Annotated in this window: 27 protein-coding genes; 7 read left to right on the top strand and 20 right to left on the bottom strand. The window is 61.8% G+C overall.

Translation table 11 applies throughout. The features are described from left to right. Positions 1-4: 4 nt before the first annotated feature. From J0909_RS14325 to J0909_RS14335, 3 genes are read left to right on the top strand one after another with little or no spacing between them, the layout of a single operon-like run. Positions 5-2143, top strand: a complete 2139-nt coding sequence (locus J0909_RS14325; protein WP_207263874.1) for a heavy metal translocating P-type ATPase — start codon at positions 5-7, stop codon at positions 2141-2143. Further along, positions 2143-2874, top strand: coding sequence for a FeoA family protein (locus J0909_RS14330; protein WP_207263876.1), 732 nt, complete (start codon positions 2143-2145; stop codon positions 2872-2874). The genes J0909_RS14325 and J0909_RS14330 overlap by 1 nt, the downstream gene beginning before the upstream one ends. 5 nt (positions 2875-2879) lie before the next feature. Continuing rightward, positions 2880-4967, top strand: coding sequence for a heavy metal translocating P-type ATPase (locus J0909_RS14335; RefSeq protein WP_207263878.1), 2088 nt, complete (start codon positions 2880-2882; stop codon positions 4965-4967). 101 nt (positions 4968-5068) lie between these two features. Here the strand turns inward: J0909_RS14335 and J0909_RS14340 are convergent, their stop codons facing one another. From J0909_RS14340 to J0909_RS14390, 11 genes are all read right to left on the bottom strand, one after another. After that, positions 5069-5305, bottom strand: coding sequence for a hypothetical protein (locus tag J0909_RS14340; protein WP_207263879.1), 237 nt, complete (start codon positions 5303-5305; stop codon positions 5069-5071). A gap of 64 nt (positions 5306-5369) precedes the next feature. After that, positions 5370-5717, bottom strand: a complete 348-nt coding sequence (locus J0909_RS14345) for a hypothetical protein (RefSeq protein WP_207263880.1) — start codon at positions 5715-5717, stop codon at positions 5370-5372. 555 nt (positions 5718-6272) lie between these two features. After that, positions 6273-6713, bottom strand: a complete 441-nt coding sequence (locus J0909_RS14350) for a flavodoxin (RefSeq protein ID WP_207263881.1) — start codon at positions 6711-6713, stop codon at positions 6273-6275. A gap of 145 nt (positions 6714-6858) precedes the next feature. Beyond that, on the bottom strand, positions 6859-7713 hold the full coding sequence (locus tag J0909_RS14355; RefSeq protein ID WP_286182047.1) for a DUF4198 domain-containing protein: 855 nt from the start codon (positions 7711-7713) through the stop codon (positions 6859-6861). A 2-nt stretch (positions 7714-7715) separates the two neighbouring features. Continuing rightward, positions 7716-7904: a FeoB-associated Cys-rich membrane protein gene (locus J0909_RS14360; RefSeq protein WP_207263882.1), complete on the bottom strand. Its 189-nt coding sequence runs from the start codon at positions 7902-7904 to the stop codon at positions 7716-7718. 22 nt (positions 7905-7926) lie between these two features. Next, positions 7927-8316 carry an HD-GYP domain-containing protein gene (locus J0909_RS14365; RefSeq protein ID WP_207263883.1) on the bottom strand — a complete coding sequence of 130 codons (390 nt, stop codon included), beginning with the start codon at positions 8314-8316 and terminating at the stop codon, positions 7927-7929. A 91-nt stretch (positions 8317-8407) separates the two neighbouring features. Further along, a complete protein-coding gene (locus J0909_RS14370) occupies positions 8408-9235 on the bottom strand; it encodes a DUF4198 domain-containing protein (RefSeq protein WP_207263884.1) in 828 nt (275 codons plus the stop codon). A gap of 92 nt (positions 9236-9327) precedes the next feature. Beyond that, positions 9328-9645 (bottom strand): hypothetical protein, encoded by a 318-nt coding sequence (locus J0909_RS14375; protein ID WP_207263885.1) that lies wholly within the window; start codon positions 9643-9645, stop codon positions 9328-9330. A 13-nt stretch (positions 9646-9658) separates the two neighbouring features. Beyond that, positions 9659-12160 carry a ferrous iron transport protein B gene (gene feoB, locus J0909_RS14380; protein WP_207263887.1) on the bottom strand — a complete coding sequence of 834 codons (2502 nt, stop codon included), beginning with the start codon at positions 12158-12160 and terminating at the stop codon, positions 9659-9661. Next, on the bottom strand, positions 12160-12381 hold the full coding sequence (locus tag J0909_RS14385) for a FeoA family protein (protein ID WP_207263889.1): 222 nt from the start codon (positions 12379-12381) through the stop codon (positions 12160-12162). Before J0909_RS14385 ends, feoB begins: the two co-directional genes overlap by 1 nt. Before the next feature lie 39 nt (positions 12382-12420). Continuing rightward, the gene (locus tag J0909_RS14390) at positions 12421-12645 is read right to left on the bottom strand and encodes a FeoA family protein (RefSeq protein WP_207263890.1); all 225 of its coding nucleotides are present in this window, start codon (positions 12643-12645) and stop codon (positions 12421-12423) included. A gap of 202 nt (positions 12646-12847) precedes the next feature. Between J0909_RS14390 and J0909_RS14395 the strand changes: the two genes are divergently transcribed. Together J0909_RS14395 and J0909_RS14400 are read left to right on the top strand one after the other, a co-directional pair. Continuing rightward, positions 12848-13327 (top strand): Fur family transcriptional regulator, encoded by a 480-nt coding sequence (locus J0909_RS14395; protein ID WP_207263892.1) that lies wholly within the window; start codon positions 12848-12850, stop codon positions 13325-13327. Continuing rightward, on the top strand, positions 13324-13470 hold the full coding sequence (locus J0909_RS14400; RefSeq protein ID WP_207263894.1) for a hypothetical protein: 147 nt from the start codon (positions 13324-13326) through the stop codon (positions 13468-13470). Before J0909_RS14395 ends, J0909_RS14400 begins: the two co-directional genes overlap by 4 nt. A 79-nt stretch (positions 13471-13549) precedes the next feature. On the opposite strand, the gene J0909_RS14405 is transcribed toward J0909_RS14400, so the two are convergent. Genes J0909_RS14405 through J0909_RS14440 form a run of 8 tightly spaced genes read right to left on the bottom strand, consistent with a single transcriptional unit; the run spans position 13550 to position 20080 of the window. Beyond that, entirely contained in the window at positions 13550-13987 is a 438-nt protein-coding gene (locus J0909_RS14405; protein WP_353616781.1) for a Fur family transcriptional regulator, read from the bottom strand. Positions 13988-14022: 35 nt separating this feature from the next. Then, positions 14023-14484, bottom strand: a complete 462-nt coding sequence (locus J0909_RS14410; protein WP_207263895.1) for a hypothetical protein — start codon at positions 14482-14484, stop codon at positions 14023-14025. 8 nt (positions 14485-14492) lie between these two features. Beyond that, complete coding sequence (locus tag J0909_RS14415) at positions 14493-15800, bottom strand: vWA domain-containing protein (RefSeq protein WP_207263896.1); 1308 nt, start codon at positions 15798-15800, stop codon at positions 14493-14495. Between the two features lie 6 nt (positions 15801-15806). Continuing rightward, on the bottom strand, positions 15807-16787 hold the full coding sequence (locus J0909_RS14420) for an AAA family ATPase (RefSeq protein ID WP_207263897.1): 981 nt from the start codon (positions 16785-16787) through the stop codon (positions 15807-15809). Next, complete coding sequence (locus tag J0909_RS14425; protein WP_207263898.1) at positions 16784-17182, bottom strand: DUF1987 domain-containing protein; 399 nt, start codon at positions 17180-17182, stop codon at positions 16784-16786. The genes J0909_RS14420 and J0909_RS14425 overlap by 4 nt, the downstream gene beginning before the upstream one ends. Before the next feature lie 10 nt (positions 17183-17192). Then, positions 17193-17741: a SiaB family protein kinase gene (locus J0909_RS14430; protein WP_286182048.1), complete on the bottom strand. Its 549-nt coding sequence runs from the start codon at positions 17739-17741 to the stop codon at positions 17193-17195. 18 nt (positions 17742-17759) lie between these two features. Further along, positions 17760-18923 carry a PP2C family protein-serine/threonine phosphatase gene (locus tag J0909_RS14435; RefSeq protein ID WP_286182054.1) on the bottom strand — a complete coding sequence of 388 codons (1164 nt, stop codon included), beginning with the start codon at positions 18921-18923 and terminating at the stop codon, positions 17760-17762. Between the two features lie 5 nt (positions 18924-18928). After that, complete coding sequence (locus J0909_RS14440; RefSeq protein ID WP_207263902.1) at positions 18929-20080, bottom strand: GGDEF domain-containing protein; 1152 nt, start codon at positions 20078-20080, stop codon at positions 18929-18931. Between the two features lie 993 nt (positions 20081-21073). On the opposite strand from J0909_RS14440, the gene J0909_RS14445 reads away from it, so the two are divergent. Further along, positions 21074-22879 carry a methyl-accepting chemotaxis protein gene (locus tag J0909_RS14445; RefSeq protein WP_207263904.1) on the top strand — a complete coding sequence of 602 codons (1806 nt, stop codon included), beginning with the start codon at positions 21074-21076 and terminating at the stop codon, positions 22877-22879. A gap of 468 nt (positions 22880-23347) precedes the next feature. Here the strand turns inward: J0909_RS14445 and J0909_RS14450 are convergent, their stop codons facing one another. Continuing rightward, a complete protein-coding gene (locus J0909_RS14450; RefSeq protein WP_207263905.1) occupies positions 23348-24187 on the bottom strand; it encodes a class I SAM-dependent methyltransferase in 840 nt (279 codons plus the stop codon). Between the two features lie 289 nt (positions 24188-24476). Between J0909_RS14450 and J0909_RS14455 the strand changes: the two genes are divergently transcribed. After that, positions 24477-25865: a sigma-54 interaction domain-containing protein gene (locus J0909_RS14455; protein WP_207263906.1), complete on the top strand. Its 1389-nt coding sequence runs from the start codon at positions 24477-24479 to the stop codon at positions 25863-25865. Positions 25866-25867 lie beyond the last annotated feature (2 nt).

Raw genomic sequence — 25867 nt, forward strand, 5'->3', positions numbered from 1 at the left:
GAGAATGACCGCAACCACGGCAAGACGACACCCGTTCACCATCGTCCACGAAGTCCCCGGACGGCTTCGGCTGCGAAGCCGGAGGCTCTTCGATCCCGCCCTCGATCTCAAGTATCTGGAGGCCCTGGCCGGATCGCTTCCCGGCGTGGATTCCGTGCGCACCAACAAGTGGGGCTCATCCATAGTCATCGACTACGATGCGGACCCGAAAAACAGAACGCGGATACTCAACCTCCTGGAAAACATTCCCACGGAGGCGTATCTGTCCGGGGGCATGCGGGGCGACCCGATGTCCCCCGCAGTGGTCGCCGGCCAGGGCACGGCCGCCGCGCTGACGCCATTCCTGCCGTGGCAGGCCAAAGCCCCCCTGAGCTGGCTGCTCGGCCTGCCGACCATCCTCAAGGGGCTGCACACCCTGCTCTACGACGGCGTCAAGCTGGAGGTGCTCGATGCCTCGGCCGTGGGCTTCTCCCTGCTCCGGCAGGACTACTTCACGGCCAACGCCATCGTGGCCCTGCTCGGATTGGGCTCGTTCCTGGAAGACTGGACCGAACGCAAATCAGACGATTTGCTCAAAAGTCTGCTCAAGCCCCAGGTGGAAACGGTTTCCGTGGAACGAGAGGCCCTTGAGATACGCATTCCGTTCGGCGATTTGATGGTAGGCGACCTGGTCCTCTGCGGTTCCGGCGAACTGGTGCCCGTGGACGGAGTGGTCGTCGATGGGGACGCGGCCCTGAACCAGAGTTCCATCACCGGAGAATCGCTGCCCGTGCACGTGTCGGAGGGTGACGATGTTCTCTCCGGGGCCGTGGTCGAGGACGGGCGCATCAAGATAGCGGCCCGCAACGTGGGCGGCGAGACGTCCATGGCCCGCATCGGCCGGTTCCTGGAAAACTCTCTGCGCACCCAGTCCGCCTCCCAGAAGAAATCCGACGAGTTGGCCGACAAACTGGTGCCGGTGACCTTCGGCCTCGGCCTGGGCCTGTTCGCCCTGACCCGCGACGTCAGCCGCGCGGCTTCGGTCCTGACCGTGGACTACTCCTGCGCCATCAAACTGGCCTCGCCCGTGGCCGTCAAGACCGGCATGCACACGGCCGGGCATTGCGGCGTTCTCCTCAAGGGCGCGCAGGCCCTGGACAACCTGGCGCGCATCGACACCCTGGTCTTCGACAAAACCGGCACCCTGACCCGAGGCGACCTCATGGTGACCGACGTCGAGCCACTGAACGGGCTGGGGCCGGAAGAACTGCTCGCCCTGGCCGCCGGAGCGGAGGAGCACTACGCCCACCCCGTGGCCCGCGCCGTGGTGTCCGAAGCCCGGACGCGCGGCCTCCCCTTCCCGCCCATCAGCCAGGTCGACTTCATCGTGGCGCACGGCGTGTCGGCCCACGTGGACGGCAAACGCGTGCTGGTGGGCAGCAGGCATTTCCTGGAGGACGACGAAGGCGTGGATTGCTCCCCTGTCCGCCTGCTGGCCCGCCGGCTGCGCGGCGAAGGCAAATCCATCCTCTATGTGGCCCGTTCCGGGGAACTCCTCGGAATCATCGCCCTGCGCGACGAGCTTCGGCCGGAGGCCGCCGAGGCCATGGCCATGCTCAAAGAACGCGGCATTACCAAAATCGTCATGCTCACCGGCGACCACCAGGACACCGCCAGGGCCATCGCGAACGAGCTGGGCTGCATCGACGAGGTCCACTGGGAACTCAAGCCGGAGGACAAGGCGAGCCTAGTCAGGGAACTTCAGATGGCCGGACATGTCCTCGCCTTTGCCGGGGACGGCGTGAACGACGCGCCCGCCCTGGTCTCGGCCGAGGTGGGCATCTGCATGCCCGGCGGCGCGGACCTGGCCCGGGAATCGGCCCAAGTGGTCCTGCTGGAAGACGACCTGCGCATCCTGGCCGTGGCCCGCGATGTGGCGATAAATGTCCACCGGGTTCTCAGGCGGACTTTCGGGGCGGCCGTCGCCATCAACTCTGCCGTGCTTCTGGCCGCGGCTGCGGGCAGGCTGACCCCGGTGGCGTCGGCCTTCCTGCACAACGCCTCCACCGTGGGCATCCTCGGGTACGCAGCCGCAGCAGCCCGCAAAAAACCGAAACTGGCCCAGATGATCGAGTCCGGAACGGTTTCCGGAAAGGAGTGTTGATGTATTCCAGCCTGACACACGCCCCGGCGGGCGTCCCTCTGACCATCTCGCGCATCGGCGACGGCGACCTCGCCTCGCGCATGGTCCGCATGGGGCTGTTCGTGGGCGGCGTCATCACCCGCCTGGACGAGGACGTGGCCCTGACCACAGTGCGCCTGCGCGGCCCCAAGGGCGAAGTCGTCCTCGGCAGCGGCATGGGCGGCAAGGTGCTGGCCCACCTCGATGACGGACGCATGCTCCCGTTGGTGGAGATGCGGCCCAGCGAGAAAGGACACGTGGAGTGCGTCAACGGCGGAGACGCCTTGCGCGAGGGCATGGCCGCCCTCGGCCTTGAAGACGACGACCCCATCGAGTTGATCCGGGTCCTGCCGCCCATGGAGTTCACCGCCCTGGTCACTGGGCGCGGGCGCATCCGGCTGGCCGAGGGCATGGCCGCCAAGATCCTCGGCCGCATGGGCAAGGTGCGCTGCCAGTTCGCCAACGCCCAGGCTGGCGCGGACTTCACGGTCGAACAGATCATCGGCGGCAGCCGGGCGAAGCGGGCCATCGAGTCCCTGGACATCCACCCCGGCACGATCCTGCGGCTGGAGACCGTGGGCAAGGCCCCCAGCTACCAGATGGCCGCGCGAAACCGGTGCGTCGTCACCAGCCCCTCCGGGCTGCGCCTGTTCCTGCGCCAGGACCAGGCGGACCTGGTTGTGGTCTCCTACAAGGACGAGGCAGGAGTCTGAACCCCGTGAGCACCGCAGCACCCCCGCATATCGTCCATGAGACGGACAACCGCATCCGCTTCCGGTGGAACCGGCTCCTTGATCCGGGGCTCAGGCCGGAATACCTGGAAGCGTGGCTCTGCAACCTGCGAGGGGTGACCAACGCACGGGTCAACCCCCAGGGGCGCTCCTTCGTTGTTGAGCACGACGGCGATCCGGCCAGCCGCGACACGCTTTTGAAGACCCTTCCGTCCATCCCGGCAGAGGCCTTCGGCGGCCTGAAGCCGCCGGAAACGCGGCGACGGTTGATCGACGTCCTGGCGGCCGGTAACGGCGCGCTGCTCCTGCCCCTGCTGCCCCTTCCGGCCCAGGCAGCCGTGGCCACGGCCATGGGGCTACAGCATATCCTGCGCGGAGTGGACACCCTGGTGAACGAGGGGCTGAAGGTGCGCGTCCTGGACATGACCACCATCGGGGCCAGCCTGCTGCGCGCCGACTACGCCACCGCCGCCTCCATCTCGGCCATGGTCGTGCTGGGCGAATATCTCAAGACCCTGTCCGACGACAAATCCAACGCCCTGCTGAAACGGCTCATCGCCGCCCCTGTGGATTCCATCTGGGTGGAACGCGACGGGCAGGAAGTGTCCGTGGGCTTCGACGAAGTTGCGACAGGCGAAATCGTGGTCTGCGGCTCGGGAGAGCTGGTCGGAGTGGACGGCGAGATCGTCCGGGGCAAGGCTTTGGTGGACAACAGCTCCATCACCGGCGAGTCAGCCCCCAGGCTCCTGGACGCAGGGGACCGGGTTTCCTCCGGCAGCGTGGTGGTGGAAGGTACAATCCGGATCAGGGCGCAACGGACGGGCCGGGAAACCGACATGGCCCGCATCGCCGAACTGATGACCCGGGCCGTGTCCGAGCAGTCGGAACGGGAGATCCAGTCGAGCCGGCTGGCCGACAGGCTGGCCCCCATCACGCTGGGGCTGGGCGCGGGGCTGTACCTGGCAACGAACGACCTGCGCCGCGCCCTGTCCGTGTTGACCGTCGACTTCGCCTGCGCTGTGAAATTTCCCGCCCCGCTGGTCGTCAAGACCTCCATGCACGCGGCGGCCAAGCAGGGCGTGGTCATCAAGTCGGGCCGGGGCCTGGAGGCCCTGGGCGAGGCGGACTGCTTCGTCTTCGACAAGACCGGCACCCTGACCCTGGGCGAGCTGGACGTGACCGACATCTTCACCGGCGATGGGACCGACGAAGCCGACCTGCTGTGCTCGGCGGCCGCCGTGGAGGACCGCTACGGCCATCCCATGGGGCGCGCCCTGATCCGGGAGACCACACGGCGAAGACTCACCCCGCCCAAGGCCCGATCCGTGGACCTGTCCGTGGCCCACGGCGTCAGCGGCATGGTCGGCGATTCGCTGATCCGGGTGGGCAGCCACCACTTCATTCAGGACGACTGCGGCGTGGACTGCTCCCTGGCGGACGCACAGGCCAAACGGCTTCGGGCCGAAGGCAAATCCCTGGTCTTCATTTCACGCGACGACGTACTCCTGGGCATGATCGCCCTCATGGACACCATCCGCCCAGAGGCGGCGGATGTGGTGGCAGGGCTGCGGGAAAACGGCGCGCGGCGGGTTGTCCTCCTGACCGGCGACCATAAAGGCACGGCAAAAGCGTTCGCCGAGCGCTTTCCCCACGTGGATTCGGTGCACGCCGGGCTGACCCCGGAGGACAAGGCCCGCATCGTGGAAGAACTTCGGGAGTCGGGACACAAAGTGGCCATGGTCGGCGACGGCGTCAATGACGCCCCGGCCTTCACCGCCGCGGATGTTGGTGTGTGCATGTCGCGGGCCACAGGATTGGCCAGAGACTCGGCCCAGATAGTCCTGAACGAGGATTCCCTGTCCGGCCTGGCCACGGCCTTTCTTGTGGCCCGGCGGGCGCACCTCATCCTGCGCAACTGCTTCAACGCGGGCGTGGGCGTGAACTCCGCCCTGCTGCTCGCCGCCGGTGCGGGACTGGTCTCCCCCATCCAGGCGGCGGCCATCCACAACGGCAACACCTTCGCCATCCTCGGCGCGGCCGCCTGGGCCGCCTCGCGGGAAATCGGACAACAATAAAAAGCGGCCCCTTTCCGAAGAAAGAGGCCGTCTTCAACCACGCAGGCGCACCGCTATCAACGGCGGCCGCCGTCCGGGGAGCCTGTCGGCAGGACGCCGAATCAGGCGTCCTGGACTTCAGGGACGTCCGTGCCGCCCTTGCGTGCTTCCTTGGCCATGGAGGCCACTTCGTCCTTGGCTTTCTTGTAAGTATCGACCGTCCATTCCTTGGCCTTCAGTCCGGCCTTGATGGTCGACTTGGTGGCCTTCTTAACGGTCTTGGATCTGGTGGCCGCGTACCCGATGACGCCGCCGACAACGGCTCCGGCCGCGAATATGGCTACTTTACCGAAACTCATATGATCCTCCTTGTTCCGCCAGGCTTCCGCCTGGACGCGTTTCCGGCCACGGGCATGGCCGCCGTCATTGGCGGCAAACCGTAAGATCGATGTCGCAAGCATCCGCCAGCCGGTTGGCGGATGCCTCGAATTCCTCGTCACTCCCGCCGGAAAACAGCCGATGCGGCAGCTCCGGTTCGATGACGATCCTGTCGTACTCCATGGCCATGCTCCGGGGCAGCGGATTGAACCGGGTCCGCTTTACGCCGGGAAAAAATTCTCCGCGCGGCGGGCCGAACCCGTTTACCCGAACATATTCCACGGCCTTCGGATCGGCCAGGGCGACCAGGCCCGTCTTGAGCCTGCCCGACACAGGACTGCCGATGCCAATGTGGCTGCGGATGCCCAACAGGAGATCCAGGTTCGACATCATATCCTTTTCCAACACACGGGCAAAAAATGTCCGTCCTCTTCGCGGACCCGTCCAACGGGGCCGCTCTGGTATCCCTATGCACCATCCGCCGGAAGGCGTACAGCCGCGAGTCTGAATTCCATTCTCAAAGGACGAGAGGCTGCTCCGGAAGCCGGGCCAACGGTTGCCCAGGCTGGTGTACAAGAGCAAACCACCAAGGCAGGCCATGGCTACCCCGGCCAGGGATAGAAAGGCTGAGGCCAAATCTCCCGCCCTGCGGTTTTGGCCGGAAACGGCGAGGACTCCGGTCCAGAGGATGTCGCGGCCTATGGAGAAAAATACGGCCGACACCCTGCCGACGGTGCCGGGACGCATCCGGATGTCTTCCGGCCCGGGACAGACGATAATTTCGTCCCCCCAGACATGTGGGTGCCCCCGCACCGGACAAGCGAAAAGGAGGAGGAAAAGTTCCGCCAGGACGGTTCGAGACGCTGTTCCGACCATCATTGGCCCTACCATATCTCGGCGTAAAAACGTCCGCATGCACAGAGGGACCGTCCCGGCGGGGAGGGAATGTTACATGGAGGCCAAAACCGACTCGACCCAAGAGGCCACTTCGCCGGAATCCGGATCGCCGTCGATCTTCAGGGAATCACCGAGCAGCACCGCACCCAGCTGCTCCGCCTTCTCCTCGATGGCGTCCACAGCGCCGCAGAAGTGCGTGTAGGAGGAATCCCCGCACCCGAAAACAGCCACGCGCTTGCCGCTCAGCCCCGCCCTTTCGAGATTCTCGAACACGGGGACGAAGTCATCCTGTAATTCGATGTCATCGTCGCCCCAGGTGGAACTGCCGAGAAACACGCAATCGTAGCCCTCGGCCATATTCTCCACGGTGACACTGGCCGCGTTTACGACGGTCACGTTGTGACCGTTCTTTTCAAGTATCTTGGCGATGTCGTCGCCGACGGTTTCGGTGTTGCCGGTGGTGGATCCAAAAACAATCAGAGTCTTGCTCACGGTTACCTCGTGGTTTTCTGTGGTTCTCACGGGCGGCGCAGGGCCGCCTGCCGGGCCCGCTACGCTGCGGGCCGGATACAGCCGAAGAGGAACCGTCTATCAAGCGTGGGCATGTCTTCTCCTGGACGGTCCGGCCGAAACCGGATCAATGGTGGTCAGGCCGGGGCCGCCTGCGTTCGTTCGGAACCAGGATGACCAGCGTGGCCGTACGCTTCTGTTGCAAATAATCACCCTTCGCCCCCTGGGGGGCCGGGGTTTTGACATAGTATCGGATGAACCACCGCCCCGGCTGGTCCAGGGAGAGGGTCACCGTGTCGCCGGAGGTCTCGCTGACAGGAAGGTAGAGATCCTCGGCCTCGGTGGAATAGCCGTCGTAGGTGGCGTCGATGTGGCCCGGCCCGAAATACCGCTGGCCGTCCATAAATATCTTCAAGGTCAGGACATCGCCGGGCTTCAGCGCGGTCGGATCTTGGACCGGGACGAGTTCGAGGGGCAGCCCCACGCGGGCCTGGAACATGCCGTCCGCCTCGCCGCAACGCACGTACGTCTTGGCGCACTGTTTGGAATACAGGGCCGTGACAACGGACGAGGCCTGATCCTTGATGGCGCTCATTGGCTTGACGGTGTTCCTGTTCCGGCCCTTCTTGTCGACCCACTTAGTGTAATAGCCGGGGGTGGTCTCGGCGGTCAGGACGTAGACGCCGGGCTTCGCGTATTCCACCATCCGGGATTGCAGGCCGGTCTCCTTGCGCGGACCGAACCGCGTGACCGCGCCGTCGGGCGCATGCACCGACACCGACGCGAGCTTGGCCGCGCGCACCCCGTCATCCACCGGGAAATGGTGCCCGTAGCAGAAGAACAGGGGCGACTTCTTGCCCTCGCTCACCCGGTGACGCCCGGACAGGATGTACAGGGAATGGGCCGAGGCCAGATCCGGAACCGCCAGGAGGACAAGCAATGCCGCCATCCCCAGAAGGCCTCTGAACTCTCTTGATTGCATGACTACGTCTCCTTGTCGCAAGAGCAGGACCCGCCGCAGGAGCCGGAGGAGTCCTCAGCCTTGCCGCCGGAGCCGCCGGAGCATCCGCACCCGCCCCCGCACCCGCCCTTGGCCGTTGCTTGCCTATAGATTTTTCTGCCAACGAAAAACGCGGCGATCAGAATGACGATGACGGCAATGACTGTGTCCATGTCGATACCTCCGGTTATCTGTTCAAAGCGACGGCCAGGCACGAGAGGTTCTCCCAAACCAGCCCACCAGGGCGTGCAGCGGGTCCGCCCCGCCGCGTCCACCGGGAGAACGGGTCAGCGGGCCGGGCTTCTTGAGAATGGCGTCCCCGACGCCCACCTTGCCGATGTCGTGCAGATGCCCGCCCACATGCAGCAGGTCTGCCTGCTTGGCGCTCAACCCGAGCTTCAGGCCGATACCCCGGGCAACGAGGGCGACCTTCTCCGAGTGACGATTGGTGCAATGGTCCTTGACGTCGATGCTGCAAATCAAGAACTCAGCGAACTGGTGCATGGTCATCCGCACCGCATCGCAGACCTTGAACTTGCATATCTCGTCGGGTCCCACGCTTCTCGTATCCGGATTCCTACTCATGGCACCGCCTTGAAACCTTACGGTGCGGCGGCATCGCGCCGCCGCACCTCTGGGAGGATTTCTCCGCAAAGGGAGAGTGTTGCGGAGTGGGTTATTTCATGTCCACGGCCTTGACCCAGATGACGGCGTCCTGGCTCATTTCCTTGCCGTCATGCTGAGTCTCGGGACCGACGCCCAGGGCCGCAAAGCCCCACCATCCGGCCTTGGGAACGCCGAAGGTGATGTAGCCGCCGGCATCCGAGAAGATGGTCTGGGTTATCAGGCTGTCGTGGGGGTATTCGACGCTGGACTTCTCGGGCAGGGAGTTGGTCTTCAGGTCGGGCATGTGGCTCAGGTACTCCACTTCGACCTCGGCACCGGCCACGGGCTTGCCCTCGGACAGGACCTGGGCCTTGAAGACGTTGCCGGTCCAGAGGCCGTAGGGCTTGATCAGCGGTACGATCTCGCAGGGCAGGCCGACGGGCTCGGCCCAGTTGCCCGGAAGCCCTCCGACGTTGAGGATCAGCTTGGTGATCTGCTGCATGTACACGCCCTCTTCCTTCTCGAAGTAGTAGCCCGGCTTCATGACGAAGATGTAATCGCCCATGGAGCGCACTTCTTTCTTGGGAATGACGGCGGAATAGGCCTTATTGGAGGACCCGGGGTTCTTCCAAGTAATCTCCTTGACGTAGGACATCAGATCCACTTTCTTGGGGGCGGCGTCGCCGCGCTGCTTCACGACGTAGAACTCCTGCACTCCGCCCATGTCCATGGTGTGGCCCGCCTCGGCGGGATGGGTGAAGACGATGCGCATATCCAGATCCTTGCCTTCAGACAACGCTATCTCCGGGGTGTAGACCATCATGAAGTGGGCCATGGCGGTCCCGGTGATCATCAGCACGCCCAAGGCGGCCAGCAGGCAGGTCAGTTTCCTTTTCATCAAAAACTCCTCTCTTTTGAAATTGATTGTTATTCTCTCCAGTATCCTCAAAAAAAAGCGCAGTTGGACGGGTACCCGCCTGCGCATACCTCCTATTCGACGATATCGGTGCCGTTGACCTCAACGGTGTGGCCTTCGCCGCCGTCAAAAATGACCATGTACCCAGCTGCGGGTTTCTTGAAGGTGACCTCGCTGTCCTGATTCATGTTCGTCTCGATCAGGGATTTGCCGCTGCCGTCCGTGACATGAATCTTCACACCGGAGGCGGACGAGCCATCGGAGAACCCGCCTTCGCAGGTGACGGTTCCGTCGCCGTTATCGAAGCAGCTCATGAGCGGGCTGTGGGCAAAAGCCTGTCCGGCGAATGCCAGCAGGGAGGCCAGGGTCAGGACAATCATCAGTTTTTTCATTATTCGCTCCTCCTTAAGAGCAGTGGTTTTTGCATGTTGTGGTTATGACGGGGGATGCCTCCGCTTCCTCGGGCGTGGGGATCAGCCCCAGACCCAGCGTGACGGCCACGCACAGGCCGTAGAAGGCCCACATGGCCTGGAATCCGCTCAGCCCGAGCAGCGTCCCACCGGTAAAGACCAGGCTGGCCACGAACAGGCCGAGCAGAGTCTGGTAGCCGATGGAGAAGAGCATCCACTTGGTCGAGTTCGACTGATGGCGGACCATGATCGAGGTCGGGACGCAAGGCGGGTACAGGGCCATGAACAGCATCAGGGCGAGGGCGTGCAGGGCGGTGAAGCCGGATTCGCCCGCCTTCATGGACTCCTGCACGGACTGGGAACCGTCGAGGCCGTAGATGGAGCCGAGGGTGGCCGCCGAGTTTTCCTTGGCCGCAAAGGCCGACAGCAGCGCGATGTTGATGCGCCAGTTGAACCCGGCCCATTGGGTGACCGGCTCAAGCGCACGCCCCGCGATGCCCAGGAAGCTGGTCTCGAACCGCTCCGCGCGGGCCTCGCGGCGCACCTGCTTGCGCACTTTGTCGACCTTCTTTATGGCCCGGTTCAAAGCCTTGCCGTCGCTCCCCACGCGCTTGACCACGGCGTAGTAGACCGGGTTCCGGGCCTCGAAGCTCTGGTTGATGACGTTCGACTTATCCTGGTCCGTGACCCCCTGCTTGGCGCGTCTGAGCGCCTCGTTGAAGAGGATGATCGAGAGAACGTCGTCACGGAGGATCTGTCCCTGATAGCCTGTCTTCTCCACGGCGGCCATGAAGCCGTCCACCGCCTTGGTCTCGATCTCGGCGAAATGGACCTTCCGCGCGTCGGTCAGGCCGGGGTAGTTGATCAGGACGAAGACCACCACGGCCACAGCGGCGACTACGGTGACAATCTTCTTCAGGAAGAGCCAGACTCGTTCCACGGCGCGGCGCAGCACGCCGGACACCGTGGGGATGTGGTAGGGCGGCATCTCCATGATGAACGGTGCGCTCGAATGCTTCTTGAACACGGTCAGGGTCAGCAGCTTGGCCACGGGCAGGGCCATAAACAGAGTCACCGTGGCGATGAAGAACATGGCGAACCCGCCCACATCGGCGAAGTAGGCGCCGATGAGGATGAGGTACAGCGGCACCTTGGCCAGGCAGTTCATCATGGGCACGATCATGATCGTGGCCAGGCGCGCCCGCTCGTCCGGGATGGCCTTGGTGGCCATGACGCCGGGAATAGCGCAGCCGCCCACGTAGACGCCTCCCAGGATCATAGGCAGCGTGGACTGGCCATGCAGCCCGAAACGGCGAAAGAGCCGGTCCAAGATGAAGGCCATGCGCGGCATGTACCCGCTATCCTCCAGTATGGCGATCAGGGAGAACAACAGGAAGAAGATGGGCAGGTAGTTCAGGATGGCTGTGGTGGACTTGACCACCCACAGCCCGAGGGACCGGAGTAGCGGGTCGTCCATGAACCCGGCGGCAGGCAAGACATCGGCGGCAAAATCCTCCAGCGCCCCCCACGCGGGCCAGACCTGCAGGGCGAGCCAATTGCCGAACACGATGGCCACTTGGTATAGGACCATCAGGATGGCCACCAGAATGACCGGCCCGAGGTATCGGTTGCAGATGTATCTATCGGCCCGGTCGGAGAGGCTCCGCTTTTTCTCGACAGGCATGGTCACGACTTTGCGGCCGATGGCCGCGCCGGTCGCGTGGCGCGTGAAGGCGATGTGCCGTTCGACTTCGTTGCCCTCCTCGGCCGCGAATTTCCTGCGCGATTCTTCGGTCGCTTCGAGAATCCGCTCCGCGTCGGGATGGTTGCGCCTGAGCAGGTCGATCGCTTCGGCATCATTTTCAAGGAGCTTCACGGCCAGCCAACGCAGGGGATACTGCACACTGAGGATCGGCTCCTCCTTGAGCCGCTCCAGCAGTGCAAGGATATAGGGCTCCATGGGGCCGTAATCAACGTGAAAGGTCGACTCGCGGGTCGTACCAGCCGCTCCGGCTATGGCCTCCCGGAGCTGTTCCCGCCCCACCCCTTTCTTGGCCGTGGTGGGGACCACCGGAATGCCCAGGATCTCCTCCAGCCCGGAAATGTCGATCTTCTGCCCGCGTCGCTCGGCCACGTCCATCATGTTCAGGTTGAGGATGGTCGGGACCTCCATCTCAATCAGCTGGAGGGTCAGGTAGAGATTGCGCTTGAGGTTGGAGGCATCGGCCACGTCCAGCACAACGCCGGGGTTGTCGCCCAACAGGAAGTCGCGGGCCACCCTTTCCTCCAAGGAGTAGGACGTCAGACTGTAGGTGCCGGGCAGGTCAACCAGTTCGACCCTGGTTTGGCCGATGGAGAAGGAACCCGTCTTCTTCTCCACGGTGACGCCGGGGTAATTGGCCACGTGCTGGCGAGCGCCCGTCAGCAGGTTGAACACCGTTGATTTGCCGCAGTTCGGCTGCCCCGCAAGGGCAACGAGGATAGGTGCAGAAGTCATCAGATCTCCACCTCAATATGCCGCGCCTCGTTGTGACGGATGGAGACATGATACCCATCCAGATGGAGTTCCACGGGATCGACCAGCGGCGCATTGCGCACAATCGCTATGGCCGCGCCGGGGTAAAACCCCAGGTCCATGAGACGCTGTCCGAGCGCACCCGAGGCTGTCAGCCCGGTCATCTTGCAGGAGATTCCCGGCTGGAGTTCGTCAAGAGTCATACTACCCCCTTAATGAATTGAAAAAAATCGAGCGGGCGATCAGGCCACGATGACCTTTTCAGCGATGCCGCGCTCCACCATGACGCGCCCCTCCCCCACGGAAATGAGCATGGGCCCTCCGCCGTTGGCGACCACGTCCACTAGCACGCCGGGGATGATCCCCATGGATTCAAGACGGGTCCTGGCCCTGGAACCGGCCGCTATGGCAACGACCACTGCGTTGCCCCCCGGCCCTACGGATTTAAGCGTTTTCTCCGAAGACATATCTTCCCTCTATGTTCCACCTTTTTATTGCCATTGATAATGAAATTCGCTATCAAAGATATGCTTGAGACAACCAAGGGTCAACAAAAACAACCAATTGGAGATGAGTTTCAACTATGGTCGGAAACACTCGGGAAAAGCCGAAGCAACTGAGAACGAGTGTCAATACAATCTGTGCCAGGAATGCACAGGCGGGAAAACCATGCAGGAATCACTAAAATCATTTCGCAAGTACCTGAGCAGCAACAACCTCAAACTGACGCAACAGCGGATGCTCATTTTCAGGGCGTTCATGAGCGGTCAGGACAAGGTCAGCCCCGACGACCTGCTGGGCATTGTCCAGGACATGGACGACAACATAAGCCGGTCGACCATATACCGAACGGTCAAACACCTGCGCAACGCGGGGATAGCCCGCTGCATTCACCGGGGGGACGGCATCACCTACTACGAGCCCATGGGCGACCAGTCCTGCCGGATGATCTGCGAACGTTGCGGGAAAAACATCCCGATCCGAAACCCGTACCTGGAATGCATACAGCAGGAGACGGCCCGGCAGCAGGGATTCACCCTCTTCCGCTACCAATGCGTCATCCACGGGCTGTGTTCCGAGTGTATCGCGAAGGAACATCCGGTACCGCCGGGAAAAAACACGCTCCCCAAACAAAGGAAAGAAGCATGATGGAACCCCGAGGCATAAACAGCAAGCACGACCCCAAGGAATTTCTGAAGCGCGGTTTCAAGTCCATGTTCAGCAACTACGACGCGGAAAAAACCACCCCACCGCCGGTGAACACCAAACCCGCCGGGAAACCGCAAAAATAGCAAGCCCTCCTCCATGAGAAAGCCCCCGCCGCGTTCAACGCGATGGGGGCTTTCACCGTCTGGCGCGAGCCGTTCCGTGTCACTCGGTCTCCCGGCAATCGCGGCACTCGCCGTAAAGATACATGCGGTGCCGGATGAGATTGAAGCCGTGCATTGAAGCCAGGGCCTCCTGGCGCTTCTCGATTACCGGGTCCTGCACCTCCACCTTTCGTCCGCACTTCCGGCAAACGAGATGATCATGGTGCTCGTGGCCATAACCGTGTTCGTACAGGACCACCCCGTCGCCGGGGTCGATGGCCTCGGCCAGCCCGGAGTCCACCAAAAGCTTCAACGTCCGGTAGATGGTCGCCTGGCCGAGGTTGGGCAGGATCAGCCTGACCAGTTCGCACAGCCTCTCGGCGGAAAAGTGTCCTTCGGTTTGAAGAAATATCTCCGCTATGCACCTGCGCTGCGGGGTGAGGGGCAGCTTGTTCTCTTTGAGGTATTCGATGAAAACCTGTTCCGCTGATTTCAACATGGGGAGGATTCTCCGATGATTCGGTTTGCTGCGGCCTAAAAGCCGACCGCCGCCAGGATCTTGGCCCTGGCCACACTGCTGACGATGTAATCGCGGGTCACTTCGGACAGGTCCAAGGATTCCACCAAGTCCAGGGGCGCGCTGTCGTGCGCGGACTTGAGGGCCGCCTCAAACGACTGCCGCAGCAGTTCGAAGGCGGCGGTCACGTCCGCGAACCGATTGCCCGGCTCCCGCCAGGCCAGGGTCAGTTTCGCCTCGACTTTGCCGTCCTTGTGCGACGGGGTCATCAGCCGATACCAGTCCAGCTCCGCGCCCGCCCGTTCGTCCTCGCCTGGATAGCAATACGAACGCCAGGCGGACGGCGGCTTGGAAATGGCCGAGTCGAGCACAACCCTGGGCACGGCCAGTTCCCGTTCGAACGGCTCCAGTTCGAGGGTGTAGTTCAGAACCGGGCGGTGGTTGCCGCGCTTCTTGGCGATTTCCCAATGGATCTTCATGGTTCCTCCTAGGATATTTCGATGATCTCTCCGAACGGCGGGGTCTTTTCCCCCTGCCCCACCCTGGCCCAGAGAACCGGATAATCCGGTTCCCGCTCCGGGAACTGGAGGCATTCCAGGTCGGTCAGATAGATCAGGCAGCCGGGGTCCAGCCCCTCCTGCTCCACCCACCGAAAGGCAGGGCGAAAGTCCGTGCCCCCGCCCCCGACCGGAGTCAGATCGAGGGGCAGGTCGCCCCGGGAGAACGAGTCTGTCCCGGCCACGGCCGAGTCGCAGTAGACCACATGAACCGTGGTATCGAACTCTTCGAGAATGCCGGTAAGTTCGGCGGCAAATTGATCCATCTCCGCCCCGGCGACGCTGCCCGAGGTGTCCATGGCCAGGACAATCTCAGGGAGCCGCCGGTGCGACAGTGACGGAAGGATCAAATCGAGATGCAAAAAGCGCTTGTTGGGCGGGGTCCAGCTGTAATCGTCCCTGGCCCGCTCGCAGATGTACCGTGAAAGCAGATCACGCCAGTCCGCCGTCGGGTTGAGCACGTCGTTGATCAGCCGCTCCAGGCCGCCGGGCAGATCACCGATCTCGCGGGCCGCCTGGGCCGCCTGGGCCAGTGCCAGCTCCCAAGACTCATCCGTGGCCGGATCGCCGGCTCCGCCGCCGTCGTTTTGGTCCTCACCGTCCCGAACCTCCCCGGAACCGCCGGGGTCGCCGGTGGCTTCGACATCGTCCCCGCCGGGTTCGTCCCCGGCCGAGCCGTCGTCCATGCCGCCGTCGCCGTCCGCTTCACCGCCGGAGCCGTCGTCTTGACCGTCACCGTCCTGAGCGCTTCCCTCTGCGGACTCGGCCTCCTCGGTCTCCATTTCCTCATCGGAGTCGTTGTTTCCCTCGGTCAGGACCGGCCGGTTCTCCTCGGATCGGAGGGTGTGCAACTGGACGTAAATCTCCTCGGCGGTCAGGCCGTGATAGGCGGGATTGTCCAGGTACTTGGGCGGCAAGCTGATGCCCGCGTCCATCAGAATCCAGTTGATGGCGTGATCGCAGGCGGTGTTCCACATGGCGTGGTCACGCTGCCCCCGGCGGACGTGATGCTGGCAGGCGGGGTGCATGACCGTGTGGGCCATCAGCCCCTGGACCTGCTCATCCTTGAGGGACGCGACAAAGATCGGGTTGTAGGCCAGGGTGCGTCCGTCGGTCCATGCCGTGGCGCAGGTCGGGTCCGGTCTCGGCTCCATGCGCAGGCACAGGGAGCCGAAAAACGGCTGCTCCAGCAGCAGCGCAGTACGCGCCTTGGCCAATTTCCTACGGGCTGCGTCCATGGCCGCCTACAAAAGCACGGCCGAGTTGGCCTCGGCCCAACGCCCGAACGATGGGGTGTCGACCACCTCACGGTGCTGCTTGACCGCATCCCTGACCAGCAGAACGCCGAACTCCGAAGGCAGGCGCAAAGCGTATTCGACGATGTTCTCCGCCGTGTCCTTCCCGGCCTTGCGGGCCAGAGCCTCGCACAAGGCATAGAGGGTGGCTGGCTCTTCGGGAATAACCGCCGTCAAGGGTTTCCTAATGACCGCGTCCGGGTCGGGCAGTTGGCGGAACATGCGCAGGAACCCGGCGAACTCCACGGCTGCGCCCGGTCCCACTGTCCCCTTGAGCAACCCCAGCTCCACCTCCGGGTCGGGTTTGGCGGCCAGAATACGGGCCGCGAACTCCCAGGACCTCGGCGAAGGGAACGCCTTCTCGTTCCGCCTAGGGTCAAAGGCGTGCAGCAGATTGGGCCTGAAGCGGATAAAATCGAGCACCTCGCGGCCCAGCCCGGCCTGTTCGGCCCAAGCCAGCCAGTCGTTGACATCCACGGAAAAATCCAGATGCACAAATCGGTTGGCCAGGGCCGAGGGCATGCGGTGCGTCACCGCGCGGTCGGTCTCACGGTTTCCGGCGGCCACCACTGACCACCCTTCGGGCAGCTCGTACTCTCCCACCCGGCGATCAAGCACCAGTTGGTAGCAGGCGGCCTGCACCAGCGGGGGGGCCGCGTTCAGCTCGTCCAGGAAAAGCACGCCAGTGCCCTCACGGGGCAGGAATGCGGGAGGATTCCAACGGGCCACCGGACCATCCACCGAGGGCAGCCCCCGCAGATCGACCGGATCGAGGAGTACGGCCCGGATGTCTATCAGCTCCCGGCCCAGTTCCTCGGCGGCCTGGGCCACCACCTGACTCTTGCCCACTCCGGGCGCGCCCCAAAGAAACACGGGCTGGCCGAGCGGGATCAGGCTGCGCAGCGATGTCTTGATGTGCGCCGGGTTCATGAGGTCACCGTGTCGCTGTATTCGACCAGGTTGAACCGGATGCCGTCCACGTCTTCCATGAACTCCTCGCCGCACTCCATAGCCGACTCGTTCTCCTCGTGATAGCGCCAATTGACCACGATATTCTTGCCCGCCGAAGCCTGCTCGTCGAGCATCTCGAAGAAGTCCATGAACGTCTTGGACGAAGACGAATTGAAATAGATGATCTCCATGTCGATCTCCACGGGAGTGCCGTTGATACCGCCCAGGAACTCCCTGAACCAGTCAAACATGGGGGAATAGAACGCCCAGCAATTTTCCGGGTACGATTCGCCCCGGATCTCGAAGAACATCTTGTCCGGGTCGAAATTGATATAGGGCGACGAAGAGGTCGCCTGAACCTGATATTTCTTCATGCCGATTCTCCTACTGGGTCACCACTTTCATGGAAAAAAACGAGGTGGAGGCATCCACCGGGACAATATCGTAATCCAGAGGGCGCGATGCCTTGCGAGCCATCTCCACCAAGCCCAGCCCCGCGCCCTTGAGGGTCCCGGCGCCGTGCAGCTTCCGCTGCTCCCTGTAGTACGCCTTCAGCTCTTCCTTGGTCATGCCCTGCAACCGCCGAAGATACCTGACCAAGCTGCGGGAGTCGTCCGTCAGCATCCTGTTGCCGCACGCCACGAAGAACCGGCCGTCTTTTTCCCGGCCGACCACAACCTGGCCGTGGGCCATCTCGCCCAGCTGCTCCAGGCTGTCCGTCCGCTGCTCCAAGGAATAGCGGACGATGTTCTGCATCTGCTCCACCAGCACGGCGAACACACGCTGAGCCGAACCCAGGCCCGTGTCCTCGGCGCGCATCTTGGTGCGCATCAGCCCGGCTATGGATTCCACCATGTGCTGGGAGACGGGGCCGTTGAAGTACAGAATCACCCCTTCACCTTGCATCTCTTCGTAGTATTTGAACAAACTCATTCTCATAACTCGCATTCCTTACAATTCAAAACCGATGATCGTGATGTCGTCCCGCCGTTTCTCCTGGCCCTGGTACCGCCTGAGCTCCTCGGCCAGGTCGAGGCCCTGGGCCGCGATGGGTGAGTTTTTCCCCTTGTCGAGGAACTCCTCGAGCCGGGTCCTGCCATAGGGGAAGCCACGCTCGCCGCCCACCTGGTCCACCAGGCCGTCGGAAGCGAGATAGAAACGCATGCCCCTCTCAACCTGGATATCGTGCTCGTTGAATTCAAAATCCCTGGGGGAGCGGACATAGCCCAGCCCGCAGCGGTCTCCCTTGACAACCTCCACCCCGTCTCCGTCCATGAAATAGAGCGGCGTATTGGCCCCGGCAAAGGTCAAGCGCCCTTTACTGCGGTCCACATGACACAGGGCGCAGTCCATGCCGTGGTCGGAGCGGGCATCCCTGCCGTTCTGGCGCAGGGCGTCCTTGATCAGCACATTCATCCGGGCCAGGACCTGGGCCGGACTTTCGGTGTCTTCGGTCGCCTTCCGGAGCAGCGAGGTCACGATCAGCGTCATGAACGCGCCCGGCACGCCGTGGCCGGTGCAGTCGATGACCCCGAGCAGGAAGCCGGTCCGGGTGGCCTGGAACCAATAGGCGTCACCGCCCACCACGTCCCGCTGCTCCCAGATCAGGAAGTGATCGGGGATGTAGTCGAAAAGCCCCTCCCTCTTGGGCAGGAACGAGGTCTGGATCAGGCTGGCGCAGTCGAGGCTCTCCCCGATCTGGCGCTGGGCCCGGGAGAGGTCTGCCATGGCCCGCCGCAGACGGATCTCGCGGGTGGCGAGGGTGTAGCCCATCCAGTGCATGTTCCACTTGAGTTTCTGGAAATCGTGGCCCTCGCCGCTGCCCCTGGGCAGCCCGATGTCATCATACCCCCCGTCCTTGAGGCGCTGGCACTGGTCGTTGAGTTCACGGATGGCCCGCAGGGCGAGGAAGTGGCTCATCCACTTGGCGAACGGCACCAGCAGGATAATGGAGGCGACGATAAGGGCGATGAGCGCATTGGTGGCCTGCCCCTTCCCCCCCGATTGCAGGATGATGAAAATGGTCAGTGGGGACAGCACCATGGTCACCAGCAAGACGAAGCTCAGCTTGCGCTCGACACTCAGGTTTCGAACGGTTTCGGACAGGCTCGTCATCGCGCTCACAGCAGCTCACCCCACTGGCCGCCGGGGCTTGAGGAGGGGCCGCACCCGCTCTCCGGGCAACTTTCCCGGCGGTAGCATTCCGACCGGTCGCGGCCCTTCTTCTTGGCCGCGTACAGAGCGATGTCCGCGAACTTGAGCAGGGCGTCCAAGTCGTCCTCGACCATCATGGAGGTAAGGCCTATGGAGGCAGTCAGATGGAGTCGCACGGCACCGCAGTCGACCGGTTCAGAACGCAGATTGTGCAGGATGCGTTCTGCCACGGAGCAGGCGGCGCTGGTATCGGCGTCTGGCAGCAGGACCACGAATTCTTCGCCGCCGTATCGCCCGACGACGTCTATCTCGCGGACCGAGGCGCGCATGCGACCGACGGTCTCAATCAACGCCCTGTCGCCCACGTCGTGGCCGTGGGTGTCGTTGACACCTTTAAAATAATCCAGGTCCAGAATGAGCAGGGACAGGCCGGTCCCGTTGCGGCGGCTTCTGGCCGCTTCGCGGTTCGCCAGCTCCATGAAGTATGCCCTGTTCCACAGGCCTGTGAGGCTGTCGGTGCGGGCCAGGCGGCACATCTCCTCGAGCATATAGCGCCGCTCGGTGACGTCGGTCATAACGCCGACCACGGTGTCTTCCCCGTCCTCCGCGCTGCCCATCAGACTGGCGCTGAGTTCCACCCACAATTCGTTCCCGCCCTCCGGAGCGGCTCGAACCTCCCGGCGGCGGACCGTTTGGGAGGCAAGGACCTTGCGGTACTGGGCGTAGTCCTCCTCCGCCGCGAAAAGCAGCCGGATGTTGGGCAGTCTTTCGAGAAAGTCCTCCACGCGGGAAAAACCGAACATGCACGCTAGCGACGGGTTGACCTCTATGAAGTTCCCGTCCCTGCCGCAGCGGTAGATGCCTTCCGTGACGTTCTCGAACACGCCCCGATACTTGGACTCGCTGTCCGCCAGCTCCCGGTTGAGACTGTTGAGGGAGTTCTGCATCCTGTCGCCCATGGTCACCATCCGTTCGCTTTGCCGCAACAGCTTGGCATACCCGTCGACAAGCGCCCGGAAGGCCCTTTCCGCATTGCGGTCCAGCCCCATGACGGTTTCCAACGCGGCCCGCGCCTGGTCCAGGGCGGTCGCTTCCTTGTAGAAGATGTCCTTACTCATGAAATTATTAGTCCGTAGGCCGGATCTTCGTCCCGACCGCCGCTTCGGGCGGCGAGCAGGTAAATGGTCGCAGTCTCCAGCGTCAGCAAGGCGACCCCGGCACCGACGGCAATCGCCGACATGTTGCGAAGTTCCTTGCGCTCACGCCATCTGACCTGCACCTCAAACTCTCCACGGTGAAATTCGCCATCACTCCCGCAGCAGTTCATTCCGGCCCCGCCTTATTATGAAATTGAAAATCGTTTTCAGTGATTATTTAGACTTTCGGCTTTTGTCAACACCCTTTCTCGGCACCATGGCGATTGATTCCGAGATGATAATCAGGCCAAAACGACACACGCGTTCAAGCCTCTTTGCCCCAAGGGTCTCCACGCACTCCCCCTCTGCAATCGAGCCTTTCTCGCAGGTGTCACTTGCAACGATAACGATGGGGTCCGTTATGAATTGGCGTTTTCAACCAACTGGCATAACGAAGGCAAGCGGCCGTCGTATTGATTGCTTACGACCTTTCACATCATTGGTAATAAATACAAAGTCGGCCTCATCACAGGTCGAGACATCAAGGAATATTGCAAAAACATAACAACTCTCCCTTGCTGGGGCCGAGTCAAAATGCCAGGTCATGCTTCATGTCTAGAGGGCAGCCAGAAACAAAATAGAAAAACGAAATCAAAGCATTGCCGTGACACCAGGAAGTGAGACTTTCCGAGCCTTCTCTTCGGCACCAGATAAAAACAAGGGCCACGACCGACAAAGCCGCGGTCTTTTCTCCGTTCCCCGCATGGCACGGCGATGGACAGCCGACGGCAATTCGGCTACATCCGCCACACTGTCTCCGGTAGGCATTGCTCCCGAGGCCAAGGCACGAACCGACGCCGGCACCCCGCCCGTCCAGGTTCATTTTCTTTACGAAATGCCACCTTTGATCATATAGTATTATACCGAAGGGGACGATACGCTGTCGTCTAAAGATTCAACTAAGTTGAGGGTTCAATGTTCACGAATTTGAGCTTGAAGGTCAAAGTGTTGGCCCTGGCCCTGCTCGGGCCGGTCATTGTCGCCGTGGTGCTGTCCGTCCACCAGGCCATCCAAATCCGCAACGACGCCGAGGCAGGCATCGTTCAACAGAGCCGGGCGCTCATCCTCATGGCCGAGGCCGCCCGGACCGAAATGGCCAAGAAGCTCAACATGGGCATCATCGTGCCCTTCGACCAGCTCGACACCCAGGAAAAACTCCTCGAATCCATTCCGGTCATCACCGCCATCAACATGGCCAAACAACAGGCCAAGAAGCTGAACTACAATTTCCGGGTCCCCAAGGTCGCGCCGCGCAACCCGGTGAACAAACCCACGCCCTTCGAAGAAAAGGTGCTGGCCGAACTCAAGTCCACGGACCTGAAGGAAAAGGTCATCATCCAAGACAACGCCATCCACTATTTCCGCCCCATTCGCCTGACCAAGGAATGCCTGTACTGCCACGGGGACAACAAGGGCGACCGGGACCCCGTCGGCGGCGTCAAGGAAGGCTGGAAGGAAGGCGAAATCCACGGCGCGTTCGAAATCACGACCACCCTTGAGGAAGTCAACGCCAGTGTGTTCAAGGCCGAACTCTACGCCGCCCTCGAAACCGTGGCCGTGCTCCTGGCCGTGGGCGCCCTCGTCTGGATCCTGGTCAAGCTGATCATAGTCGGTCCGCTCTTCCGCATCCGCACCTACGCCAAGGCCGTGGCCGACGGCGACATCGAAGCCAAGCCCGAAGGCAACTTCGCCGCCGAACTGGGCGTCGTCAAGGAAGCCATCCAGACCATGGTCGGCAACCTCAAGGCCAAGATGTTCGAAGCCGCCCAGAAGCAGGACGAGGCCGAACACGCCAAGGGCCGCGCCGAAAAGGCTATGGAAGAAGCCCGGGCCCAGGAAGCCAAAACCAACGCCCTGCTGACCACCATGCAGCGCATCGCGGGCGAAGCATCGCTCATCGCCGAACAGGTCACCTCGGCCGCCGACGAACTCTCCGCCCAGGCCGAACAGGTCAGCCAGGGCGCGGAGGTTCAACGCGACCGGACCACCCAGACCGCCACGGCCATGGAAGAAATGAATGCCACGGTCCTCGAAGTGGCCCGCAACTCGTCCAACTCCGCCGAGTCCGCGGCCAACGCCCGGACCCAGGCCCAGGAAGGCGCCAAGGTCGTGCGCGAGGCCACCAACGCCATCCGCGAAGTCCACGACCTGACCGCCACCCTCAAGCAGTCCATGGGCCAACTCGGCAAGCAGACCACCGACATCGGTCAGATCATGAACGTCATCGAGGACATCGCCGACCAAACCAACCTCCTGGCCCTGAACGCCGCCATCGAGGCCGCCCGCGCGGGCGAGGCGGGACGCGGCTTCGCCGTGGTCGCCGACGAGGTCCGCAAGCTGGCCGAAAAGACCATGGCCGCCACCAAGGAGGTCGGCGACGCCATCCAGGTCATCCAGGATGCCGCCGCAACCAACATCCGGAGCGTGGACCACGCGGCCAAGGCCGTGGGACAGGCCACCGAACTGGCCAACCGCTCCGGCGAGGCCCTCGACTCCATTGTCGAGTACGCCGACGACACCTCCGGCCAGGTGCAGTCCATCGCTACCGCTGCCGAGGAGCAGTCCGCCGCGTCCGAGGAAATCAACCGCGCCGTGGACGACATCAATCTCATCGCCAGCGAAACCGCCGAAGGGATGAACCAGTCCGCCGAAGCAGTCAACGAACTGGCCCGGCTCTCCAACCAGCTCCGCAAGCTCATTGAGGAAATGAACGCCCACTAGAGCGAACGGACAACGAAAAAACGACCGAGGCCCGGGGCAAAACCCGGGCCTCGTTTTTTTAGGATTCATCTTCCCTGTCCAAAGGGGATCAAAAAGGTGAGGGCTACGGCGGGCCGCCATACTCTCGGTGAAGATTACACAAACCGAGCCGAAGGAGAGCCGGACCGAGCCAATGGACGCACAACGGGCAAATCGCCTCTGAAACGATCCTGAACGCCGCGAAGGGTCATATCGGGAACGGCATGCAAAGCGTGGAAAAAAGGGCGACTCGTCCTTAACCGCCCTGCTCCGAAAGTTTTTTTGGGGAGCCATTCCCCCACCAGTCTCCCCGCCGCGCCGATTAGCTGGAATCCGCAGCCCCAAGCAAGAAAGGTTTCTCGCGGTCGAGGGCTTCCGTCACCAGGGAGCGAGAATAATTCGGGTTGAAACTGCCATGATCCCGCAGTTGGCCCTGTTCACGAAATCTCGTTACACCTTTACGACATGTACTGTGTCAAGATTCCTGTCGCATGTATTGCTATAGTATTTTATATCAAATCTATTCAAATCCACATCAGATTCTATTTTTTCAAGAGCCGGAGTATACATAAAACGCCCGCCCTCTTTTAAGCTCTCCAATATCTCATGATATTTTTGTGCATATATTGATTGCTTCGCACTACCCAAAAATATTTGCCGCGCAAAATGATTAGAAAACGACATGTGCGCAATAATAGCACCAAATGTGCCCTTTTTAAATTTAAGATCAAGCCAATTACCACAAATAATCGACCTATCTGAATTCGCATATTGATCTACACCAAATACATCTACATATCCTGCCAGTCTTAGTTGTTTGACAAGATGATTCTTTTCGCCACAGCCTACATCAAGAATTGGTTCAATTAATTTCTGTTCATCCAGCCTGAGAATCTGCCATTGAAAATCACCTGAATATTCACTGCACAAGGCGTGCTGTATTTTATAGTCATCTGCTTGTACACAGAGTTTCAATTCCGCAATCAGCTTGGCCCGATGATCAATCACGATTTTTTCCACCTCTGCAATTGAGCTTCGTAAGTTGAGTCTTGCAATGGTGCGGAAAAGATCATCGTATATGCTTTTTATATGACGTATTGCTAAATCTGTGAACGATATATATTGGTTATTATGAACGCATTGTGAAATAAAATAATTATACGAATGAGCTGCTGCGCTTCGCATTTTATCCACATTTTCAAAAATATGATATTGAACTCTGTTTGACCATATCAACTCAACTATTGAATTTCTTGTTTTTTCGCTTTGTAAATATTCTACTATATTCATAACATTACCAATCACCGTATGATTAATCGCCTAAGCGCTCTTGGCTGTGATGTTGTTATCGTCAAGCAACTTATATTATGATAAAATCAAGCAAGACCAGATGTAAAGTCCCCGGAAATCAAATCCATTATCTAACCGCAAGAGAAAGGGCTTACCCCCCGGTCCACCGACCTGCGCTTCATGGACTCTCGGGTTTATCTCCCACGCCGTCCGGCCCCGCTTGTCATCGCCGGGCTGTTTCATTATGGTTCACGGATTGCCGAACAGACATCCAACGCGAGGAAAGTCCATGGACATAGCCGACCCGGCTGCGTTGATACGGAGTTTATCGAACAAGCAGGGACTTGCGGCCCTGCTGGACGTGTTGCCTCTGGGCGTGGCGATCATGGATCGGGACGGAACCTTGTTGGCGGTGAACCGGAACTACGAGTCGCTGACCGGCGTGACGGGCGAGCAGGTGCGAGGCATCCGCTGCCTGCATGCCCTGCGCTCGGACTACTGCATGCGCAACTGCCCCGTGCTGGACGGCTGGACGGACAAGCGCACGCGGACGTTGGAGGCGAACATCATCAACCGCGAGCGGGAGAAGGTCAGCATACACCTGACCTTGGCCCCGCTAGTGGCGGAGGACGGTTCCATCCGGGGAGTCATTGAAACCCTGATGCCCGCGTCCGTGCATGCCCTGGATGAAATCGTCAGCGGGGTTTCGGGCCTGGGCGAACTGGTGGGGCGCAGTCCGGAAGTTCGCAAGATTTTCGCCATGACCCCATCCATCGCCCAGACGGATTCGCCGGTGCTGATCACGGGCGAGACGGGCACGGGCAAGGACATGCTGGCCGAGGAGATCCACAAGGAATCGGACCGGGACGGCCCGTTCGTCAAGGTCAACTGCGGCGCGCTGCCTGTGCCCCTGCTGGAATCCGAGCTGTTCGGACACGCCAAGAACGCCCTGCCCGGGGCGGACCACGCCAAGCCGGGCCGGCTACGCATGGCCCACGGGGGATCGCTGTTCATCACCGAGATCGGGGACCTGCCCCTGCCTTTGCAGACCAAGCTGCTGGCATACATGGACGACCATGCCGTGCGCCCCATCGGATCCACCAAGGTGGTCCACACGGACGTACGCATCATGGCGGCCAGCCATTACGACCTGGAGGACATGGTCCGGCGCAAGCGATTCCGGCGGGACCTGCTCTACCGGCTGAACGTCATCCGCCTGCACCTGCCGCCCCTGCGCGAACGGGGCGAAGACCTGCTCCTGCTCCAGGACCATTTCCTGAAGATGTTCCAGGTGCGCTACGGCAAGAAGGTGGACCGCTTCTCCAAAAATGTGGAGACGCTGCTGCGCTCCTACGAATTTCCGGGAAACATCCGGGAGCTGCGCAACCTGATCGAATACGCCGTCAATTTCTGCGACAGCAACGTCATCCGCATGCGCCACCTGCCGGGGTACATGCTCCACGGGCCCAACCTGCCCGAGAACCTGTCCGTGCCGCCCCGGGCCATGGAGACGGGCGCGGTCCGGGCGGCTCCGCCCGAGCGATGGGAGGATGTGCAGCGCAAGATGATCCTGGAAGCCCTGGTCAAGACCGGCGGCCGCAAGTCCAAGGCGGCCGAACTGCTCGGTTGGGGCCGGTCCACTCTGTGGCGCAAGATGAAACACTTCGGCATTGAATAGGC

Origin of the sequence: Desulfovibrio sp. Huiquan2017, from assembly GCF_017351175.1 — a bacterium.
Lineage (GTDB): Bacteria > Desulfobacterota > Desulfovibrionia > Desulfovibrionales > Desulfovibrionaceae > Pseudodesulfovibrio.

What these genes read in the sequence shown, in the direction of transcription:
- J0909_RS14325 (WP_207263874.1), top strand. Translation starts at nt 5, where the DNA reads ATGACCGCAACCACGGCAAGACGACACCCGTTCACCATCGTCCACGAA.
- J0909_RS14330 (WP_207263876.1), top strand. Translation starts at nt 2,143, where the DNA reads ATGTATTCCAGCCTGACACACGCCCCGGCGGGCGTCCCTCTGACCATC.
- J0909_RS14340 (WP_207263879.1), bottom strand. Translation starts at nt 5,305, where the DNA reads ATGAGTTTCGGTAAAGTAGCCATATTCGCGGCCGGAGCCGTTGTCGGC.
- J0909_RS14345 (WP_207263880.1), bottom strand. Translation starts at nt 5,717, where the DNA reads ATGATGTCGAACCTGGATCTCCTGTTGGGCATCCGCAGCCACATTGGC.
- J0909_RS14355 (WP_286182047.1), bottom strand. Translation starts at nt 7,713, where the DNA reads ATGCAATCAAGAGAGTTCAGAGGCCTTCTGGGGATGGCGGCATTGCTT.
- J0909_RS14360 (WP_207263882.1), bottom strand. Translation starts at nt 7,904, where the DNA reads ATGGACACAGTCATTGCCGTCATCGTCATTCTGATCGCCGCGTTTTTC.
- J0909_RS14365 (WP_207263883.1), bottom strand. Translation starts at nt 8,316, where the DNA reads ATGAGTAGGAATCCGGATACGAGAAGCGTGGGACCCGACGAGATATGC.
- J0909_RS14370 (WP_207263884.1), bottom strand. Translation starts at nt 9,235, where the DNA reads ATGAAAAGGAAACTGACCTGCCTGCTGGCCGCCTTGGGCGTGCTGATG.
- J0909_RS14375 (WP_207263885.1), bottom strand. Translation starts at nt 9,645, where the DNA reads ATGAAAAAACTGATGATTGTCCTGACCCTGGCCTCCCTGCTGGCATTC.
- feoB (WP_207263887.1), bottom strand. Translation starts at nt 12,160, where the DNA reads ATGACTTCTGCACCTATCCTCGTTGCCCTTGCGGGGCAGCCGAACTGC.
- J0909_RS14385 (WP_207263889.1), bottom strand. Translation starts at nt 12,381, where the DNA reads ATGACTCTTGACGAACTCCAGCCGGGAATCTCCTGCAAGATGACCGGG.
- J0909_RS14390 (WP_207263890.1), bottom strand. Translation starts at nt 12,645, where the DNA reads ATGTCTTCGGAGAAAACGCTTAAATCCGTAGGGCCGGGGGGCAACGCA.
- J0909_RS14395 (WP_207263892.1), top strand. Translation starts at nt 12,848, where the DNA reads ATGCAGGAATCACTAAAATCATTTCGCAAGTACCTGAGCAGCAACAAC.
- J0909_RS14400 (WP_207263894.1), top strand. Translation starts at nt 13,324, where the DNA reads ATGATGGAACCCCGAGGCATAAACAGCAAGCACGACCCCAAGGAATTT.
- J0909_RS14405 (WP_353616781.1), bottom strand. Translation starts at nt 13,987, where the DNA reads ATGTTGAAATCAGCGGAACAGGTTTTCATCGAATACCTCAAAGAGAAC.
- J0909_RS14410 (WP_207263895.1), bottom strand. Translation starts at nt 14,484, where the DNA reads ATGAAGATCCATTGGGAAATCGCCAAGAAGCGCGGCAACCACCGCCCG.
- J0909_RS14415 (WP_207263896.1), bottom strand. Translation starts at nt 15,800, where the DNA reads ATGGACGCAGCCCGTAGGAAATTGGCCAAGGCGCGTACTGCGCTGCTG.
- J0909_RS14420 (WP_207263897.1), bottom strand. Translation starts at nt 16,787, where the DNA reads ATGAACCCGGCGCACATCAAGACATCGCTGCGCAGCCTGATCCCGCTC.
- J0909_RS14425 (WP_207263898.1), bottom strand. Translation starts at nt 17,182, where the DNA reads ATGAAGAAATATCAGGTTCAGGCGACCTCTTCGTCGCCCTATATCAAT.
- J0909_RS14430 (WP_286182048.1), bottom strand. Translation starts at nt 17,741, where the DNA reads ATGAGTTTGTTCAAATACTACGAAGAGATGCAAGGTGAAGGGGTGATT.
- J0909_RS14435 (WP_286182054.1), bottom strand. Translation starts at nt 18,923, where the DNA reads ATGACGAGCCTGTCCGAAACCGTTCGAAACCTGAGTGTCGAGCGCAAG.
- J0909_RS14440 (WP_207263902.1), bottom strand. Translation starts at nt 20,080, where the DNA reads ATGAGTAAGGACATCTTCTACAAGGAAGCGACCGCCCTGGACCAGGCG.
- J0909_RS14445 (WP_207263904.1), top strand. Translation starts at nt 21,074, where the DNA reads ATGTTCACGAATTTGAGCTTGAAGGTCAAAGTGTTGGCCCTGGCCCTG.
- J0909_RS14450 (WP_207263905.1), bottom strand. Translation starts at nt 24,187, where the DNA reads ATGAATATAGTAGAATATTTACAAAGCGAAAAAACAAGAAATTCAATA.
- J0909_RS14455 (WP_207263906.1), top strand. Translation starts at nt 24,477, where the DNA reads ATGGACATAGCCGACCCGGCTGCGTTGATACGGAGTTTATCGAACAAG.